At 74.2% G+C, this 14,239-nt stretch carries 12 protein-coding genes and 1 pseudogene; 10 read left to right on the top strand and 3 right to left on the bottom strand.

Going from position 1 to position 14,239, the window contains the following annotated elements; genetic code table 11:
* Positions 1–13 precede the first annotated feature (13 nt).
* On the bottom strand, positions 14–1,288 hold the full coding sequence (locus tag ABZS69_RS00655; protein ID WP_355364116.1) for a sigma-70 family RNA polymerase sigma factor: 1,275 nt from the start codon (positions 1,286–1,288) through the stop codon (positions 14–16).
* Positions 1,285–1,614: a YciI family protein gene (locus ABZS69_RS00650; protein WP_355364113.1), complete on the bottom strand. Its 330-nt coding sequence runs from the start codon at positions 1,612–1,614 to the stop codon at positions 1,285–1,287. Before ABZS69_RS00650 ends, ABZS69_RS00655 begins: the two co-directional genes overlap by 4 nt.
* A gap of 501 nt (positions 1,615–2,115) precedes the next feature.
* Between ABZS69_RS00650 and ABZS69_RS00645 the strand changes: the two genes are divergently transcribed.
* The 8 genes from ABZS69_RS00645 to ABZS69_RS00610 are packed head-to-tail and all read left to right on the top strand — an operon-like array spanning position 2,116 to position 10,847.
* Positions 2,116–3,351 (top strand): sugar transferase, encoded by a 1,236-nt coding sequence (locus ABZS69_RS00645; RefSeq protein WP_355364110.1) that lies wholly within the window; start codon positions 2,116–2,118, stop codon positions 3,349–3,351.
* A gap of 2 nt (positions 3,352–3,353) precedes the next feature.
* Positions 3,354–4,655, top strand: a complete 1,302-nt coding sequence (locus tag ABZS69_RS00640; protein ID WP_355364107.1) for an O-antigen ligase family protein — start codon at positions 3,354–3,356, stop codon at positions 4,653–4,655.
* The gene (locus ABZS69_RS00635) at positions 4,652–6,166 is read left to right on the top strand and encodes a lipid II flippase MurJ (protein ID WP_355364104.1); all 1,515 of its coding nucleotides are present in this window, start codon (positions 4,652–4,654) and stop codon (positions 6,164–6,166) included. The genes ABZS69_RS00640 and ABZS69_RS00635 overlap by 4 nt, the downstream gene beginning before the upstream one ends.
* Entirely contained in the window at positions 6,163–6,855 is a 693-nt protein-coding gene (locus ABZS69_RS00630) for a polysaccharide deacetylase family protein (protein ID WP_355364101.1), read from the top strand. The genes ABZS69_RS00635 and ABZS69_RS00630 overlap by 4 nt, the downstream gene beginning before the upstream one ends.
* On the top strand, positions 6,852–7,952 hold the full coding sequence (locus tag ABZS69_RS00625; RefSeq protein WP_355364098.1) for a glycosyltransferase: 1,101 nt from the start codon (positions 6,852–6,854) through the stop codon (positions 7,950–7,952). Before ABZS69_RS00630 ends, ABZS69_RS00625 begins: the two co-directional genes overlap by 4 nt.
* 2 nt (positions 7,953–7,954) lie before the next feature.
* Positions 7,955–8,524 (top strand): hypothetical protein, encoded by a 570-nt coding sequence (locus tag ABZS69_RS00620; RefSeq protein ID WP_355364095.1) that lies wholly within the window; start codon positions 7,955–7,957, stop codon positions 8,522–8,524.
* Complete coding sequence (locus ABZS69_RS00615) at positions 8,521–9,651, top strand: GNAT family N-acetyltransferase (protein ID WP_355364092.1); 1,131 nt, start codon at positions 8,521–8,523, stop codon at positions 9,649–9,651. The genes ABZS69_RS00620 and ABZS69_RS00615 overlap by 4 nt, the downstream gene beginning before the upstream one ends.
* The gene (locus ABZS69_RS00610) at positions 9,642–10,847 is read left to right on the top strand and encodes a glycosyltransferase family 4 protein (RefSeq protein WP_355364089.1); all 1,206 of its coding nucleotides are present in this window, start codon (positions 9,642–9,644) and stop codon (positions 10,845–10,847) included. The genes ABZS69_RS00615 and ABZS69_RS00610 overlap by 10 nt, the downstream gene beginning before the upstream one ends.
* A 206-nt stretch (positions 10,848–11,053) precedes the next feature.
* On the opposite strand, the pseudogene ABZS69_RS00605 reads toward ABZS69_RS00610, so the two are convergent.
* Positions 11,054–11,257, bottom strand: a pseudogene (locus tag ABZS69_RS00605) (glycosyl hydrolase); the annotation flags it as partial.
* Between the two features lie 589 nt (positions 11,258–11,846).
* Here ABZS69_RS00605 and ABZS69_RS00600 point away from each other — a divergent pair.
* Positions 11,847–13,007 (top strand): ATP-grasp domain-containing protein, encoded by a 1,161-nt coding sequence (locus tag ABZS69_RS00600; RefSeq protein ID WP_355364086.1) that lies wholly within the window; start codon positions 11,847–11,849, stop codon positions 13,005–13,007.
* 20 nt (positions 13,008–13,027) lie between these two features.
* Positions 13,028–14,230: an NAD(P)-binding domain-containing protein gene (locus ABZS69_RS00595; RefSeq protein WP_355364083.1), complete on the top strand. Its 1,203-nt coding sequence runs from the start codon at positions 13,028–13,030 to the stop codon at positions 14,228–14,230.
* Positions 14,231–14,239 lie beyond the last annotated feature (9 nt).

Genomic DNA, 14,239 nt, shown 5'->3' with positions numbered 1-14,239 from the left:
CTCCGGCGGTTCGCTAGGCGAGCGCGTCGGCGCGTTCCAGGAGGGCGCGCCGCTCGGCTCCGGGGCCGAGGAGTCCGGCCGCCTGGCGGAACAGCGCGGCGGCGTGGGCGCGGTGGCCGAGGCGGGCCGTGAGGTCGGCCTGGGCGGCGATGGCGAGCGGATAGTCCTTCAGCGCGCCGGTGGCCAGCACCTGGTCGATCAGCGCCAGCCCCGCCGCCGGGCCGTGCGCGTAGCCGTGGGCCACGGCGCGGTTGAGGGCGATCACCGGCGAGGGGTGGAGCTCCGCGAGGCCGTCGTACCAGCGGGCGATGGCCCGCCAGTCCGTCGCGTCGGCGTCCGGCGCGGTCGCGTGGCAGGCGGCGATGCGCGCCTGCAGCACGTACGGGCCGTCGGTGGGTGCCGCCGCCAGCGTCTCCAGCCCCTCCTGGATCGCCGCCCGGTCCCAGCGGGCGCGGTCCTGCTTGTCGAGCGTGAGCAGGTTGCCCTGGCCGTCGCGGCGGGCGTCGCGCCGGGAGTGCTGGAACAGGAACAGCGCCAGCAGGCCGGCGACCTCGGACTGGTCCGGCAGCAGCTCGTGGAGCAGACGGGCCAGCCGGACCGCCTCGTCGGCGAGGCCCGGCTCGCCGTCGGGGTCGTAGCCGCGGGTGAAGAGCACGTACAGGACCGCCAGCACGCCGGGCAGGCGCTCGGCCAGCGCCGGGCCGCTCGGGACGAGGTACGGGATCCGCGCGTCCGCGATCTTCGTTTTGGCGCGGGTGAGCCGCCGCGTCATGGTCGTGTGGGGGACGAGGAGGGCCCGCGCGATGTCGGCGGTCGGCACCCCGCAGACGGTGCGCAGTGTGAGCGCCACGCGTGACTCCAGGGTCAGCGCGGGGTGGCAGCAGGTGAAGATCAGCCGCAGGCGGTCGTCCACGACGTGCTCCTCGGGGTCGTCCGTGGCCGGGTCGCTGAGGGTGGGTGCGGTGAGGGTGGGCGCGGTGAGGGTGAGCTCCGCCAGCTCGTGCAGCTTGCGGCGCTCGACGGACGCGCGGCGCAGCGCGTCGGTGGCGCGGTTGCGGGCCACGGTCATGAGCCAGCCGCCGGGGTTGTCCGGCACGCCGTCCCGCGGCCACCTCTCCAGGGCCTGCGCGAGCGCCTCCTGAGCGCTGTCCTCGGCGAGCGTCCAGTCGCCGGTGACGCGGATCAGGGTGGCGACGATCCGGGTGTAGGCGTCAGCCCCGGCCGCGGCCACAGCCCCCGCGACGGGCTCTGCCGTCGCGGGGGGCCGGGTCGCGCGTTCCTTCGTCACCGGCCGGCGAACGGCCGCAGCTCCAGCCGCCCGTGCCGGGCCATCGGGTGCGCCCGCGCCACCTCGATCGCCTCGTCGAGATGGGCGCATTCGAGGATGTCGTAGCCCACGATCACCTCCCGGGTCTCGGCGAACGGCCCGTCGGAGACCAGCAGTTCGCCGCCCCGGACGCGGACCGTCGTGGCGGCCGACACCGGCCCCAGCTCGTCGCCGTCCAGCCGCCGGCCGCGGGCGTCGTTGTCGGCCACCCACGTCTCGATGTCCTCGCTGCCGGTGGAGTCCTGGTCCGGGTCGGCGTCGGTGCAGACGAACATCATGTACTTCATCGATCTCGCTCCTCGTGTCGTGCTGTCATCACCATGACGAACGAGCTCCCCGGATCCGGACACCCACCCTGCACATCCCTCTCAATCCTGACTCTCTCCCTAAATCCGACCCTAAACCCGGTAACCACCTCCATATCACCAACACTCGCTCAATGAAATCTTGCGTGACCACGAGGAATTCCAGCCCGTCACGTTCTCGATTTCCGCGGGGCGCGCGACTACGATCAAGGCTTCGTTGGGCGATTGTTCGCGTATTCCGTAGGAAAAACCTCGCTACGCAACTATGGGGTGGCAAATTGCCCGAAGGAAGACTATTGGCTTTTTGGGGGAATTAGGTCGGCTATTTCAGCGTCGGTCCGGTCAAACTAGATTATTTCCGGAGAAGTAGTGGCTGTTAGTGTTGGGGGCCACCGCTGGGTCGGGCGGTGGGGAGGGCAGCGGAGGCCGAGGCTCTGGAAGGCTGTCCAACCACTTGGCCTGGTCTGCATCGATCTCATGTGCATGGCGTTCGCCGCGGCCAACGCCGGCCAGGCCATACCGCGAATCGTGCTCGCGGGAATCCTGGTCGTCGCGGTCAACGGCATCGGCCAGGTTTACGCGCCGCGCGTCCTGCCCTCCAGCCTGGACCGCGGCTTCTGGCTCGCCGGGTCGGGGCTCGTGGCGGCGCTCGCCGCTTTCAGGGAGACGGCGCCGTTCGTCGTGGTCGCCCTGGTCGCGGTGCTGTTCACCTTTCTCGCCGTGTGCGGCAGAAGCGTCCTTCATTTTCTGGTCCGCAGGGCGCGCCGGCGTGGAAAGGCCGTGCCCGCCCTGGTGGTCGGCGCGGGGGCGCACGGCCACCAGCTGGCGAGGAACCTGCTCGCCTACCCCGAATGCGGCCTGCTCCCGCTGGGCTTCCTGGACGAGACGGCCGGTGAGGACGCGTGCGTCCCCGTGCTCGGCGGGCCCGGCGACGTCGTCCACGTCGTCCAGGCCCACGGGGTGCGCGCGGTGGTCATCGCGGGGCAGGGCCAGCAGTCGACCGCGAGAGCGGCCAGGTCGCTGGGCTGCGACGTCTACCTCGCGCCCGACCTGGGCGAGCTCATCATCGACTTCGTGACGCTGCGCGAGCACGTACGCGGCTTCCCGCTCGTACGGATGCGCCCAGAAGCGCAGCGCGGCCTGTCCTGGCTGCTGAAGCGGGCACTGGACATCGCGGTCGCGCTGACCGGCCTCGTCGTCAGCGCGCCGATCCTCGCGGTCTGCGCGGCGCTGGTCCGGATGGAGACCGGCCCCGGGGTGCTGTTCCGGCAGCGGCGCGTGGGCTACCGGGGCGAGCCGCTCGAACTGGTCAAACTCCGCACGCTGAAACCCGCGGACGCGCACGAGTCCGAGACCCTGTGGAGCATCGCCCACGACAGCCGGATCGGGCCGGTGGGCAGGCTGCTGCGCCGGGCCTCCTTCGACGAGCTTCCTCAGCTCTGGAACGTTCTCAAAGGCGACATGAGCATCGTCGGCCCGAGGCCGGAGCGCCCGCACTTCGTCAAGAAGTTCTCCCGGACGATCCCGGGCTACGGGCTGCGCCACCGGATGCCGGTCGGCATCACCGGCTGGGCCCAGATCCACGGGCTGCGCGGCGACACCTCGATCGAGGACCGCGTCCGGTTCGACAACCACTACATCGACGGGTGGACCCTTCGAGCGGACCTCAAGATCATGCTGCAGACGGCCTGGTCCCTGTTCCGGCCGGGCGGGAGCTAGCCGTGCGCGCCCTCTGCCGGCGGCCCAGCCTGGCGGCCGCCGCCACCGTGCTCCTGACCTGCCTTCCGGTGGGCCGCCAGGACCTGTCCTCCGGCGTCCAGGTGACCGCCGCCGACGTGGCCTCGCTCCTGCTGGTCGCCGTCGCGGGCATCGTCGCGCTCGCCAGCCACCCGACACGTGCCCTGGTGCCCGTCCGGGCCGTGGTGCTGGTTCCCGTCGTGGGCGCGGCCGGGCTCGCGGTGCTGGGCTCTCCCGACGTCCTGGTGAGCCTGCCGGGATACGTCAGGTATCTCCAGGTGTTCGTGCTGATCCCGCTGGCCGTTCTGGTGACGGTCCGGGACCGTACCGACACCCTGATCGTGGGCGGATCGATCGTCGGAACGGCCGCCCTGCAGGGCCTGGTCGGCTGCGTCCAGGCGCTCACCGGCACCGGCGCGTCGTACGCGGGGGAGCGGGTGCGCGCCGTCGGCACGTTCGGCGCGCTCGACGTCATGGGCATGGCGAGCGTGGTCAGCTACGGGACGGTCATCCTGCTGGCGGCCGGCCTAGCCTGGCGGGGCGGGCGCCGCGCCGCCGCGCTCGGCGGCGCCGCCCTGCTCTGCGTGCCACTCGCCCTGTCGCTCAGCCGTGGCGCCTGGCTCGCGCTGCTGGGCGCGGCGCTGGTCGTGCTCTTCGTGCACAGCCGGGTGCTGGCGGCCAGGGTGATCCTCGTCGGCGCGGCGGCGGCGGCCCTGCTGGCCCTCGGCCCGGGCGCGGGCTCAGGCTCGGACCTGCTGGGACGGCGGCTGGCCTCCATCACCTCCGCCGTCTCGCAGCCCGACCAGTCCGTGAGCGACCGCTACAGCCTGTGGCTCACCGCCACGAGGATCTGGCTGGACCACCCGCTGACCGGGGCCGGGCCGCGCCGGTTCGCGGAGCTGCGCGACGCCTACGCGCCGATCGAGCTGTCGTCCGGCAGCGACGCCGACGACCCGGTGAACGGCTTCCGGCGCCTGCCGCTGCTCTCCCCGCACAACATGTACCTGCTGACGCTCAGCGAGCAGGGCCTGCTCGGGCTGGCCGCGCTGTGCGCGTTCCTCGGGGCCATGGCCTGGTGGGCGGTGCGCGCGGCCGTGCCGGCGGCGGCCGGGCTGCTGGCCTGGCAGGGCATCGACTTCCTCTACGGCGACGTCGGCGGCCCTTCGACCGTGGTCACGTCCGTCGTCCTGGGGCTGGTCCTGGCGCTCGTGGCCCGGCCGGTCACCGAGGAGGCACCGCTTTGGCGGTCGGGCAGGCGGCGGGCCGGCCTGGGCGTGGCGCGATGACGACGGCCACCTCACCCATGGTGCGGGCGGTCGGCGTCACCGTCCTGCTGACCGGGCTGGGCTCGTTGCTCGGCTTCGTCCGTGACCTGCTGCTGGGCAGGTTCTTCGGCGCCGACGCCGGCACGGACGCGTTCCTCGTCGCCTGGACGATCCCGGAGACCGCCGCGCCTCTGCTGATCGAGGGGGCGATGGCGTTCGTGCTGGTCCCGCTGTTCAGCCGGGCGATGGAGGCGGGCGAGGACCTGAGGGGCCTGGTGCCGGCGACGCTGCCGTACCTGTGTCTCGCGCTGCTGGCGCTGACCGCGCTGGTCGCCGTCGCCGCGCCGTGGCTGGTCGGCCTGCTCGCCCCCGGCATCCGGCGGGCCGACCTCGCCGCGGAGTGCATGCGCGTGGCGTCGGTGACGATCCTGACGTTCGGGCTGGCCGGGTACCTGAGCGCGGCGCTGCGCGCCCATCAGGCGTTCGCGCCGCCGGCGGCCATCTACGCGGCCTACAACGTGGGGATCGTCACCTGCGTGTGGGCCCTGCGCGACCAGGGCCCGTACGCGGCGGCGGTCGGGGTGGCCGCGGGCGGGGCGGGCATGGTGCTGGTCCAGGCCCCGGCGTTCGCCCGGCGCTGCTGGCCGCCCCGCCGGCCCGCGCGCGGCGTGCCGCTGCCGATGAGCGTCTTCCTGCCGGTCGCGGTCTTCACGCTGGCCCGCCAGAGCCAGGTCTTCGTCGAGCGGTTCGTCGGCTCGAAGCTGGCCGAGGGCTCGATCTCGCACCTCAACTACGCGCAGAAGATCGCCCAGGTGCCGATGGTCCTGTCGCTGATCGTGGCGACTGTGAGCTTCCCGCAGCTCGCCCGCGCCCTGGCCGCGGGCGAGACCGCGCGGGCGCGGCGCAGGATCGCCGACGACCTGGTCACCGCCTCGGCGATCGTGCTGCTCGCCGGCGCGGCGCTGCTCGTCTGCGCCCCGGACGTCGTGGCCCTGCTGCTGCAGCACGGAGCGTTCACCGAGGCCGACACCGCCGCCACCGCGTGGATCATGCGTGTGTACGCGCTGGGGCTGCTCGGCCAGGCCGTGGTCGGGGTCGTGTGCCGCGTCTACTTCTGCGGCCCCCGCGCGTCCTGGTACCCGGTCCTCGCGATGGGCGCCGGGCTGGCCGCGACGGTCGTCCTGGCCCGCCCGTCGTGGGGGGTGACGGGGATCGCCGCGGCGAACGCGGCGGGGATCACGCTGGCCGCCGCGCTGCTGCTCGCGGGGCTGCGGCGGCGGGCCGTCGCCCTGCCGCTCCGCACGGCTCTGGCCCCGCTCGGCGGCCTGCTGGCGGCCGCCACGCTCGCCGCGGGGGCGGGATGGGGCACGCGGACGCTGCTGGCGGGCCTGCCGCCGCCGATCGCCCTGGCCTCGACCGGCGCCGCGATCGCCGTCGTCTTCTGCGTCGTGGCGGCCCTCTCGGGTGCCACGGCCACGCTCACCGACACCACCAAGATCACCCATTTGATCAGGATGCGAGGTCGCTCATGACCGCCATGCCGTTGGTGCTCATGTACCACTCAGTGGACAAATACGACAGCGACCCGCTGCACGTCACGGTCACGCCCGACCGCTTCGCCCGGCAGATGCGCTGGCTCGCCCGGCGCGGCCTGACCGGCGTCTCGATGCTCGAGCTCATGCGCGCCCGCAGCACGCGCGGCCTGGTCGGGCTCACCTTCGACGACGGGTACGGCGACTTCCTCAGCGAGGTCGTGCCCGTGCTGCGCAGGTACGGGTTCACGGCGACGGTCTTCACGGTCACCGGCCTGATCGGCGAGCACAACGCCTGGGACGCCGGCTCCCCGTGCAAGCGGCTCATGGACGCCGAGGGCCTGCGCTGGGCCGCGCGCCAGGGCATGGAGGTCGGCTCGCACTCGGCCAGGCACTACTCGCTGTCCGGGCTGAACGACGAGGAGCTGCGCCAGGAGGTGGCCGGCAGCAAGGAGGAGCTGGAGGAGCTGCTGGGCGGGCACGTGAACGGGTTCTGCTACCCGTACGGGCACGTCAACGCCCGGGAGGTGGCCGCCGTCAGCCAGGCGGGCTACTCCTACGCCTGCGCCATCTGGAAGTCCGAGCTCACGGGGACGTACGCGCTGCCGCGCACGTACGTGGGCGACCGGGACGGCGCGCTGCGGCTGCAGGCCAAGCGGGCCCGCCACCGGGTCCGGTGGGGCTGGTGAAGGTCCTGCACGTCATCACCGGCCTGGCCGCGGGCGGCGCGGAGCAGCAACTGCGGTCCCTGCTGCCGTACCTGCGGGCCCGGTGCGAGGTGGCCGTGCTCACCGGGCACGGCGTGGTCGCGGACGCGATCGAGCGCTCCGGCGTGCCCGTCCACCACGTCGGCATGCGCGGCAACCGGGACCTGCGCGCCGTCGGCCGGCTGGCTCGGCTCATGCGCCGGCGCCGCTACGACGTGGTGCACACCCACCTCTACCGCGCCTGCGTGTACGGCCGGTTGGCGGCGCGGCTGGCGAACGTCCCGGCGATCGTGGCGACCGAGCACTCGATCGGGCGCGAGCACGTCGAGGGACGCCGCCTCACCCGCCCGATCAGGGCGCTGTACCTGGCGAGCGAGCTGCTCGGGCACCTCACCGTGGCCGTCTCGCCGACCGTGGCCGACCGGCTGTCGAGGTGGGGCGTCCCCCGCTCGCGCATCGTGGTGGTCCCTAACGGCGTCGACGGCGCGGCGTTCGGCTTCGACGCCGCCCTGCGCCGGCGCACCCGGGAGCGGCTCGGCCTGCCCGACGGCGCGTTCGTGATCGGCGGCGTCGGCCGCCTGGAGCCGAGCAAGCGCTTCGACGAGCTGATCAGGGCGCTGCCGCCGTTCGAACACGTGGTCCTGCTCCTGGTCGGCTCCGGCTCCTGCGAGTCGCGGCTGCGGGAGCTGGCCCGCGCGACGGGGGCCGAGCGCAGGGTGATCTTCGCGGGGGAGTCCCCCGAGGTGGGGGCCCTGATGTCGGCGATGGACGTGCTGGCCGCGCCCTCGGTGGAGGAGACGTTCGGGGTGGCCGTCGTCGAGGCGCTGGCCTCCGGCCTGCCCGTCCTGTACGACACCTGCCCGGCCGTCGAGGATCTGCCGCCCGGCTCGGCCCCGGGAGCCCGGCGCGTCGCGCCGCACCGGCTCGCCGCCGAGCTGGCCGAGCTGGCCGAGCTGGCCGGCCCGCCCCGCAGGATGCCCCCGCCCGAAGCCGTCCGGCTCTACGACGTCCGCCGCCAGGCGGACCAGCTGGACCGGCTCTACCTGCGCCTGCTGGGCGCCGCACCCACGGAGGAGTGACGATGACATGGACCTGGGTCCGCATCACGGGCCTGATCGTGCGATGGTGGCTGCCGCTGTCCCTGGGGGTCGGGGCGCTCGGCGGCGCCGTCTACACGCTGGCCCGCGACGCCGTCTACGCCGCCGAGGCCTATGTGGTGGTGGCGGGCGGCGACCCGGCGCAGGCGGCCGGTTTCGCCGCCGCGTACGCGCGGATCTCCAGCCATCCCGGGTTCCTCACCGGCGGCGCGGACGGGCCGGACAGCCTGTGGGCGGCGGCCTCGCCCGACGCGCCGCTGGTGCGCCTGACCTCCGTGGCGACCGGCGCGCGGGAGGCCGCCGACAGCGTCAACCGGGCGGCCGCCGCGCTGATCGCCTACGCCAACGGCCATGCCGCCGACACCCGCGTCCGCCTGGTCTCCCTCGCCTCCGCGGCGCCGCCGCTCCGTCCCTCGTCCCCGATGCCGCTGCTCAGCGTGGCCGTCGGCGCCTGCGCGGCGGCCCTGGTGGCCGGCCTGGTCCGGCTGGCCGCGCCGTGGGCCCACCTCTCGCCGCGCCGGGAGCCGGCGGCGCTGACCGGAGCGCAGGCGTGAGGGCCGCCCGCCCGGGGACCTCGCGCGCGGGGCTCACGCTGCGGGTCGTCACGGAGAGCACGGGCCTGGCCGCGCTGTCGGCCGAGTGGGCGGACCTGTACGCGCGCAGCTCGGCGGCCACGCCGTTCCAGTCGTACGGCTGGCTCAGCTCCTGGTGGCGGGTCTACGGGAGCCCGGGACGGCTGCGGGTGTTCCTGGCGTACCGGGACGGGCGCCTGGTCGCCGCCGCGCCGCTCCGGCTGGAGCACCGGCTCGGCTGCCGGGTGCTGACCCCGGTCGGGGGCGGGCAGTCCGACTTCACGGACATCGTGGTGGACGACGCCGAGGGCGACGCGGGCCTGCGCGACCTGCGCGCCGGGCTGCTCGCCCAGCCCGGCTGGGACGTCATCGACCTGCCCGAGGCGCGGCCCGGCGCGGCGATCCGCCGCCTGGCGGAGACCTGGGACGGCCGGGCCTGGACCCTGCCCGCCTCCACCTGCCTCCAGCTGCCCGGCCGCCCCATCGAGCAGTTCCTCGACGGGCTGAACAGCCGCCGGGCCCGCAAGGTTCGGGCCTCGCTGCGCAAGCTCGACGCGGTGGACGTGTCGGTGGCGGAGGTCGAGCCGGACCGGGTCAGGGCGTCGACGGCCGAGCTGCTGCGGCTGCACGCCATGCAGTGGGAGAGCCGGGCGATCAACACCCAGCACACGCAGCCGAGCTTCATGGAGCACCTGGCGGGGGCCGCGCGGGCGCTGGTGGCCGAGAAGCACGCGGCGCTGTGGGAGTACCGGGTGGACGGGCGGCTGCTGGCCTGCGACTTCACGGTGATCGGCAAGGACTTCGTGGGCGGCTACCTGTACGGGGCCCACCCGGAGCTGCGGGCCCGGGTCGACCTGATCACGATGCTGCTACGTACCAATCTGGCGATGACGCACCGGCTGGGCAGGCCCGTGCTCAGCCTGCTGCGGGGCGACGAACCGCACAAGGCGAAATGGGAGGGCGAGGCGCTGGTCAACCAGCGGGTCCTGCTCGGGCGCGGCAGCCGTTCCGCCGCCTATGCCGCGATGGCGGGCGTGCGCAGGGCGGGCGGGGAGCTGCTGAAGAGGCGCTGCCCGCGCCTGGCCGAGAGGGTCGCGGCATGGCGCTGACGCCGGGCGTCCTGCACGTCACGCAGCCGGTGGACGGCGGTGTGGGCGCGTACGTGGCCATGGCCGCCGCCGACCAGGCACGGCGGGGCTGGCGGGTCGCGGTCGCCTGCCCCGGGACGGGCCCGCTGGCGGCGGAGCTGGACCGGCTGGGCGTGCACCGGCTGGACTGGACGGCCAGACGCGCTCCCGGGCTCTCCGACGCCGTGCAGGCGGCGCGGTTGCGGCGGATCGTCGGCGAGTTCGGCCCCGACGTGGTGCACCTGCACTCGTCCAAGGCCGGGCTGGCGGGCCGGGCCGCGCTCAGGGGCCGGGTGCCCACGCTCTTCCAGCCGCACGGCTGGTCCTGGCTGGCCGCCCGGGGCGTCGCCGCCGCCGCGGCGCTGGCCTGGGAACGGCTGGCCGCGCGCTGGGCCGACCGGGTGATCTGCGTGGGCGCGGGCGAAGCGGCGCTGGCCAGGCGGCACGGCGTGCCCGGCGACCTCGTGGTGGTGCGCAACGGCGTGGACCTGCGCCGCTTCCGGCCCGCCGGGCCCCGGGAACGGGCTGAGGCGCGCGCCCGCCACGGCATCGCCGAGGACACCCCGTTGGCGGTCTGCGTGGGCCGGGTCACCCGCCAGAAGGGCCAGGACCTGCTGCTGGCGGCCTGGGAGCGCGTCGCCGCCCGCGACGGGCGGGCCCGGCTGGCCGTCGTCGGCGACGGCCCGCTGCTGCGCGCGCTGCGGTCGCGGGCGGTGCCCGGCGTTCACTTCGCCGGCGCCGTGGCCGACGTCCGCTCCTGGTACGCCGCCGCCGACGTGGTGGTGCTGCCCTCCCGCTGGGAAGGACTGCCGCTCACCGCGCTGGAGGCCATGGCCACGGGCCGGCCCGTGGTCGCCTGCGCCGTGTCCGGGCTCACCGAACTCGTGACCGGGGGAGTGGGCGCGCTCGTCCCGCCCGGGGACGGCGCGGGGCTGGCCGAGGCACTGCTGGTCAGGCTCGGGCAGCCGGCGCTGGCCGCCGCCGAGGGGGTGGCCGCCGCCGCGCTGGCCGATGGGTTCGGCGTGGACGGCGCGCTGGACGGGCTCGCCGGGCACACGCTGGGCGTGGTGGCCGGGGTGGGAACGGGCGCCGGGGAGGCGTGCTCCAGCAGCCGTCTGCGGAAGACCCCCGACGAGCGGGGATTCGACGAACACTGCCAGACGCCGTGGGGACAGTAATCGGAGATCGAGTGATAGACGACGTTGTGAGTACTGATCCAGTCGAGCATCCCCTCCACGTAGCCGGGGCGGTCGCCGTTGCGGAACAGCCCCCACTCGGGGAACGAGATGGGCTTGCCGTGCCGCGCGGCGAAGTCGGCGTGCGCCCGCAGCCCGTACGGCTGCTCGACGTAGTCGGCGAACTCGCGCCCGGGCTCCTGGTCGTAGCTGTCCATGCCGACGATGTCCACCACGTCGTCACCCGGGTAGCAGCGCGTCCAGGGGATCGCGTCGCGCCCGCGGCTGGGGGCGAAGTCGAAGCGGAAGCGCTGGCCGGGCGTCTCTCGCATGGTCGTCACGATGCGCCGCCAGTACCGCTTCCACGCCTCGGGGTTCGGCCCGCACCGGCTGGAGTAGGTGATGCCGTTCATCTCCCAGCCGAGCACGATGATCGTGTCGCCGGCGCCGGAGGAGACCAGCTTGCCGGCGAGCTTCCTGAAGCGGTCGTCGTAGGCGCCGTGCGCTCCTTTGGCCAGCCGCCGCGACACGGCGCGGTCGGACATCCCGGACTCGTTCGGAGCGATCATCGGTACGTTCACCGCCAGGATCCGGCCCGGCTGGGCGGCCCGCCAGCGGATCCAGGGGTTGAGGATCTCCTCGTCGGAGCCCTGGACGGACCTCCAGCGCAGGCCGGGGAGATAGGTGCGCCCGACCGTCGCCTTGAGCCCCAGCCACGACTCGAAGCCGGGCAGGAGCTCGGGACCGCGCGCGTCGGAGGCGAGGAAGACGCCCAGCGCGGCGGGCGCGGCGGGGGCCGCCGGCCTGCTCAGGCCGATCGACGCCAACACCACCGACCCCGTGATTATCGCGAGCGAACAGTGCAGACAGCTCTTTCCTGTCACGAACGCACATCCCCGATTCTTGCCTCTCCTTCCTTCTCCATACCCCATGTTTCGGCAATTCGGATATCCCACTCGCGATTTGCCTGATTTATAGCTTTTTTGCGAAGGGAGAAGGAACATGCTCGATTGCACCGTCCCAGCACTTGTCCTGCGGCTGGACGTCAATAACTTTCACCACGGGACCCTGGCCGCCATTCGCTCCCTCGGCAGGGCCGGCGTGGAGGTGCACGGGCTCATCGGGGGCACGGGCTCGCCGACCTTCCGCTCCAAGTACCTGGCGCGCGGGCATCCATGGCCGGGCGGCCCGGATGTCGTGCGGGCGCTCACCCAGGTCGCCCAGCGCATCGGCCGCCCGGCCGTGCTGCTGGCGCTGGACGACGCGGGCGCCATCGCCGTCGCGGAGCACGCGGCCGAGCTGCGCGCGCACTACCTCATCCCCGACCAGGTGCCCGGCCTGCCGCGCACCCTCGCCGACAAGCGCCTGCTCGCCCAGCTGTGCTCCGGGCTCGGGATCGTCCAGCCGGAGACCCGGCTGATCACCGGCGAGCACGACGCCGCGGCGGCCGTCACCGACTTCGGGCTGCCGCTGGTCGCCAAATGGGCGCAGCCGTGGCTCCTGCCCGCCGGCACCGGGCTGCGCAACACCAGCCTGGTGCGCCGGCCCAGCCAGGTCACCCCGCTGCTCCAGCACGTGGAGGGCCGCGACCTGCTGTTCCAGCGGTTCGTGCCCGGCGGGCCGCACTCGGACTGGTTCTTCCACGGCTACTTCGACGAGAACTCCCGCTGCCTGTACGGCGGAGCCGGACGCAAGGAGCGCGCCTATCCGAGGGGCGCCGGGCTCACCACCTACGGCCGGTGGCTGCCCAACCCCGTCGTGGAGGGCACGGCCCGCGAGCTGGCGGCCCGGCTCGGCTACCGCGGCGTGCTGGACATCGACTTCCGCCACGACGCCGGCAGGGACGCCTACCACCTGCTGGACTTCAACCCCCGGCTCGGCGCCCAGTTCCGGCTGTTCAGCGACAGCAGCGGCCTGGACCTGGTACGGGCCGCGCACCTGCACCTGTCCGGCCGCCACGCGGTACGGGGACGGGCCGGCCACGGCCGGACCTACGTGGTGGAGAACTACGACCTCCTCACCGCCGGCCCGAAGAGCCTGCCCGCCCTGTGCGCGGCCGACGAGCTGGCCTGGCTCTCGGCCGACGACCCCCGGCCCTTCGTGGCCATGGCCGGGCAGGCCGTGAAACGCGGATTCACCCGGCTGGCCCGGACACGGACATAGGACGGCGAATGGAGGAAAAGGTGGAGACTCCGGTCATCGACGTGGCGATCGTGGGCGCCGGCCCGTACGGGCTCTCCGTGGCGGCGCACGCCTTGGCGGCCGGGCTGGACACGCGGGTGTTCGGCAGGCCGATGTGGGCGTGGGAACGCCACATGCCCGCGGGAATGCTGCTGAAATCCGAGCCCGACGCGTCGCATCTCGGCGACCCGGGCCGCAGGCACGGCCTCGACGCCTTCCACCCGCACTCCTACGGGGAGCCGGTGCCGGTGGAGAGGTTCGTCGCCTACGGCAGGTGGTTCCGCGAGCGCGCGGTCGGCCGGGCGCTGGAGGAGACGGAGGTGAGCGCCGTCGGCGTCGAGGGCGGGCTGTTCGCGCTCTCCCTGTCGTCGGGCGCGTCCGTGCTGGCCAGGACCGTCGTGCTGGCCCTGGGGTTCCTGCCGTTCGCCCACCGGCCGCGCGCCCTGGCGGCGTTGCCGCCCGAGGCGGTCACGCACAGCTCCGACCACCACGATCTGAGCGGGTTCGCGGGCCGGGACGTGACCGTGCTCGGAGCGGGGCAGTCGGCGCTGGAGACGGCGACGCTGCTGGCCGAGGCGGGGGCGGCCGTCCGGCTCGTCGCCCGGACCGGCGCCCTGGCCTGGAACGACGTCCCCGTCCCGCGGCGCCCGGTCCTCTCGCGCGTGCTGGCGCCCCGCTCCGCGCTCGGGAGCGGCTGGCCCTCCGTGGCCTGGTCGCGGCTGCCGGGCGCGGTCAGGTACCTGCCGAGGGCGGCCCGCGGCCACATCGTGCGCAACACCCTCGGGCCGGCCGGATCCTGGTGGCTGAAGGAGCGTTTCGACGGCGCCGTGCCGGTGACCTTGGGGACGCGGCTGACGGCCGGCGAATACCGCGACGGAGTCCGGCTGCGGCTGCGGGACGCCGCCGGGGCGGTCACCACGCTGGAGACCGAGCACGTCATCGCGGCGACCGGCTACCGGGTGGACGTGACCAGGATCGGGATCCTCCAGGACGACCTGCGGCGCGCGGTGGCGGTGCGGGGCCCGGCGCCGCGGCTCGGTCCCGCGTTCGAGACGTCCGTGGCGGGGCTGCACCTGGTCGGGCTCGCGGCGGCGGCGACGTTCGGACCGGCCATGCGGTTCGTGTGCGGCTGCGACTTCGCCGCCCGCCGCGTCACCGGGGGCCTCGTGAGCCGCCTGCGCGGACCTCGAAGGGCTTGGTTCTGAGGGGAGCGA

Origin of the sequence: Nonomuraea sp. NPDC005650 (assembly GCF_040605375.1) — a bacterium.
GTDB lineage: Bacteria > Actinomycetota > Actinomycetes > Streptosporangiales > Streptosporangiaceae > Nonomuraea.
Note: the sequence above shows the minus strand (reverse complement) of the source record. Positions and strands in the feature narration are given on the sequence as shown.

What these genes read in the sequence shown, in the direction of transcription:
- ABZS69_RS00650 (WP_355364113.1), bottom strand. Translation starts at nt 1,614, where the DNA reads ATGAAGTACATGATGTTCGTCTGCACCGACGCCGACCCGGACCAGGAC.
- ABZS69_RS00645 (WP_355364110.1), top strand. Translation starts at nt 2,116, where the DNA reads ATGGCGTTCGCCGCGGCCAACGCCGGCCAGGCCATACCGCGAATCGTG.
- ABZS69_RS00635 (WP_355364104.1), top strand. Translation starts at nt 4,652, where the DNA reads ATGACGACGGCCACCTCACCCATGGTGCGGGCGGTCGGCGTCACCGTC.
- ABZS69_RS00630 (WP_355364101.1), top strand. Translation starts at nt 6,163, where the DNA reads ATGACCGCCATGCCGTTGGTGCTCATGTACCACTCAGTGGACAAATAC.
- ABZS69_RS00620 (WP_355364095.1), top strand. Translation starts at nt 7,955, where the DNA reads ATGACATGGACCTGGGTCCGCATCACGGGCCTGATCGTGCGATGGTGG.
- ABZS69_RS00610 (WP_355364089.1), top strand. Translation starts at nt 9,642, where the DNA reads ATGGCGCTGACGCCGGGCGTCCTGCACGTCACGCAGCCGGTGGACGGC.
- ABZS69_RS00600 (WP_355364086.1), top strand. Translation starts at nt 11,847, where the DNA reads ATGCTCGATTGCACCGTCCCAGCACTTGTCCTGCGGCTGGACGTCAAT.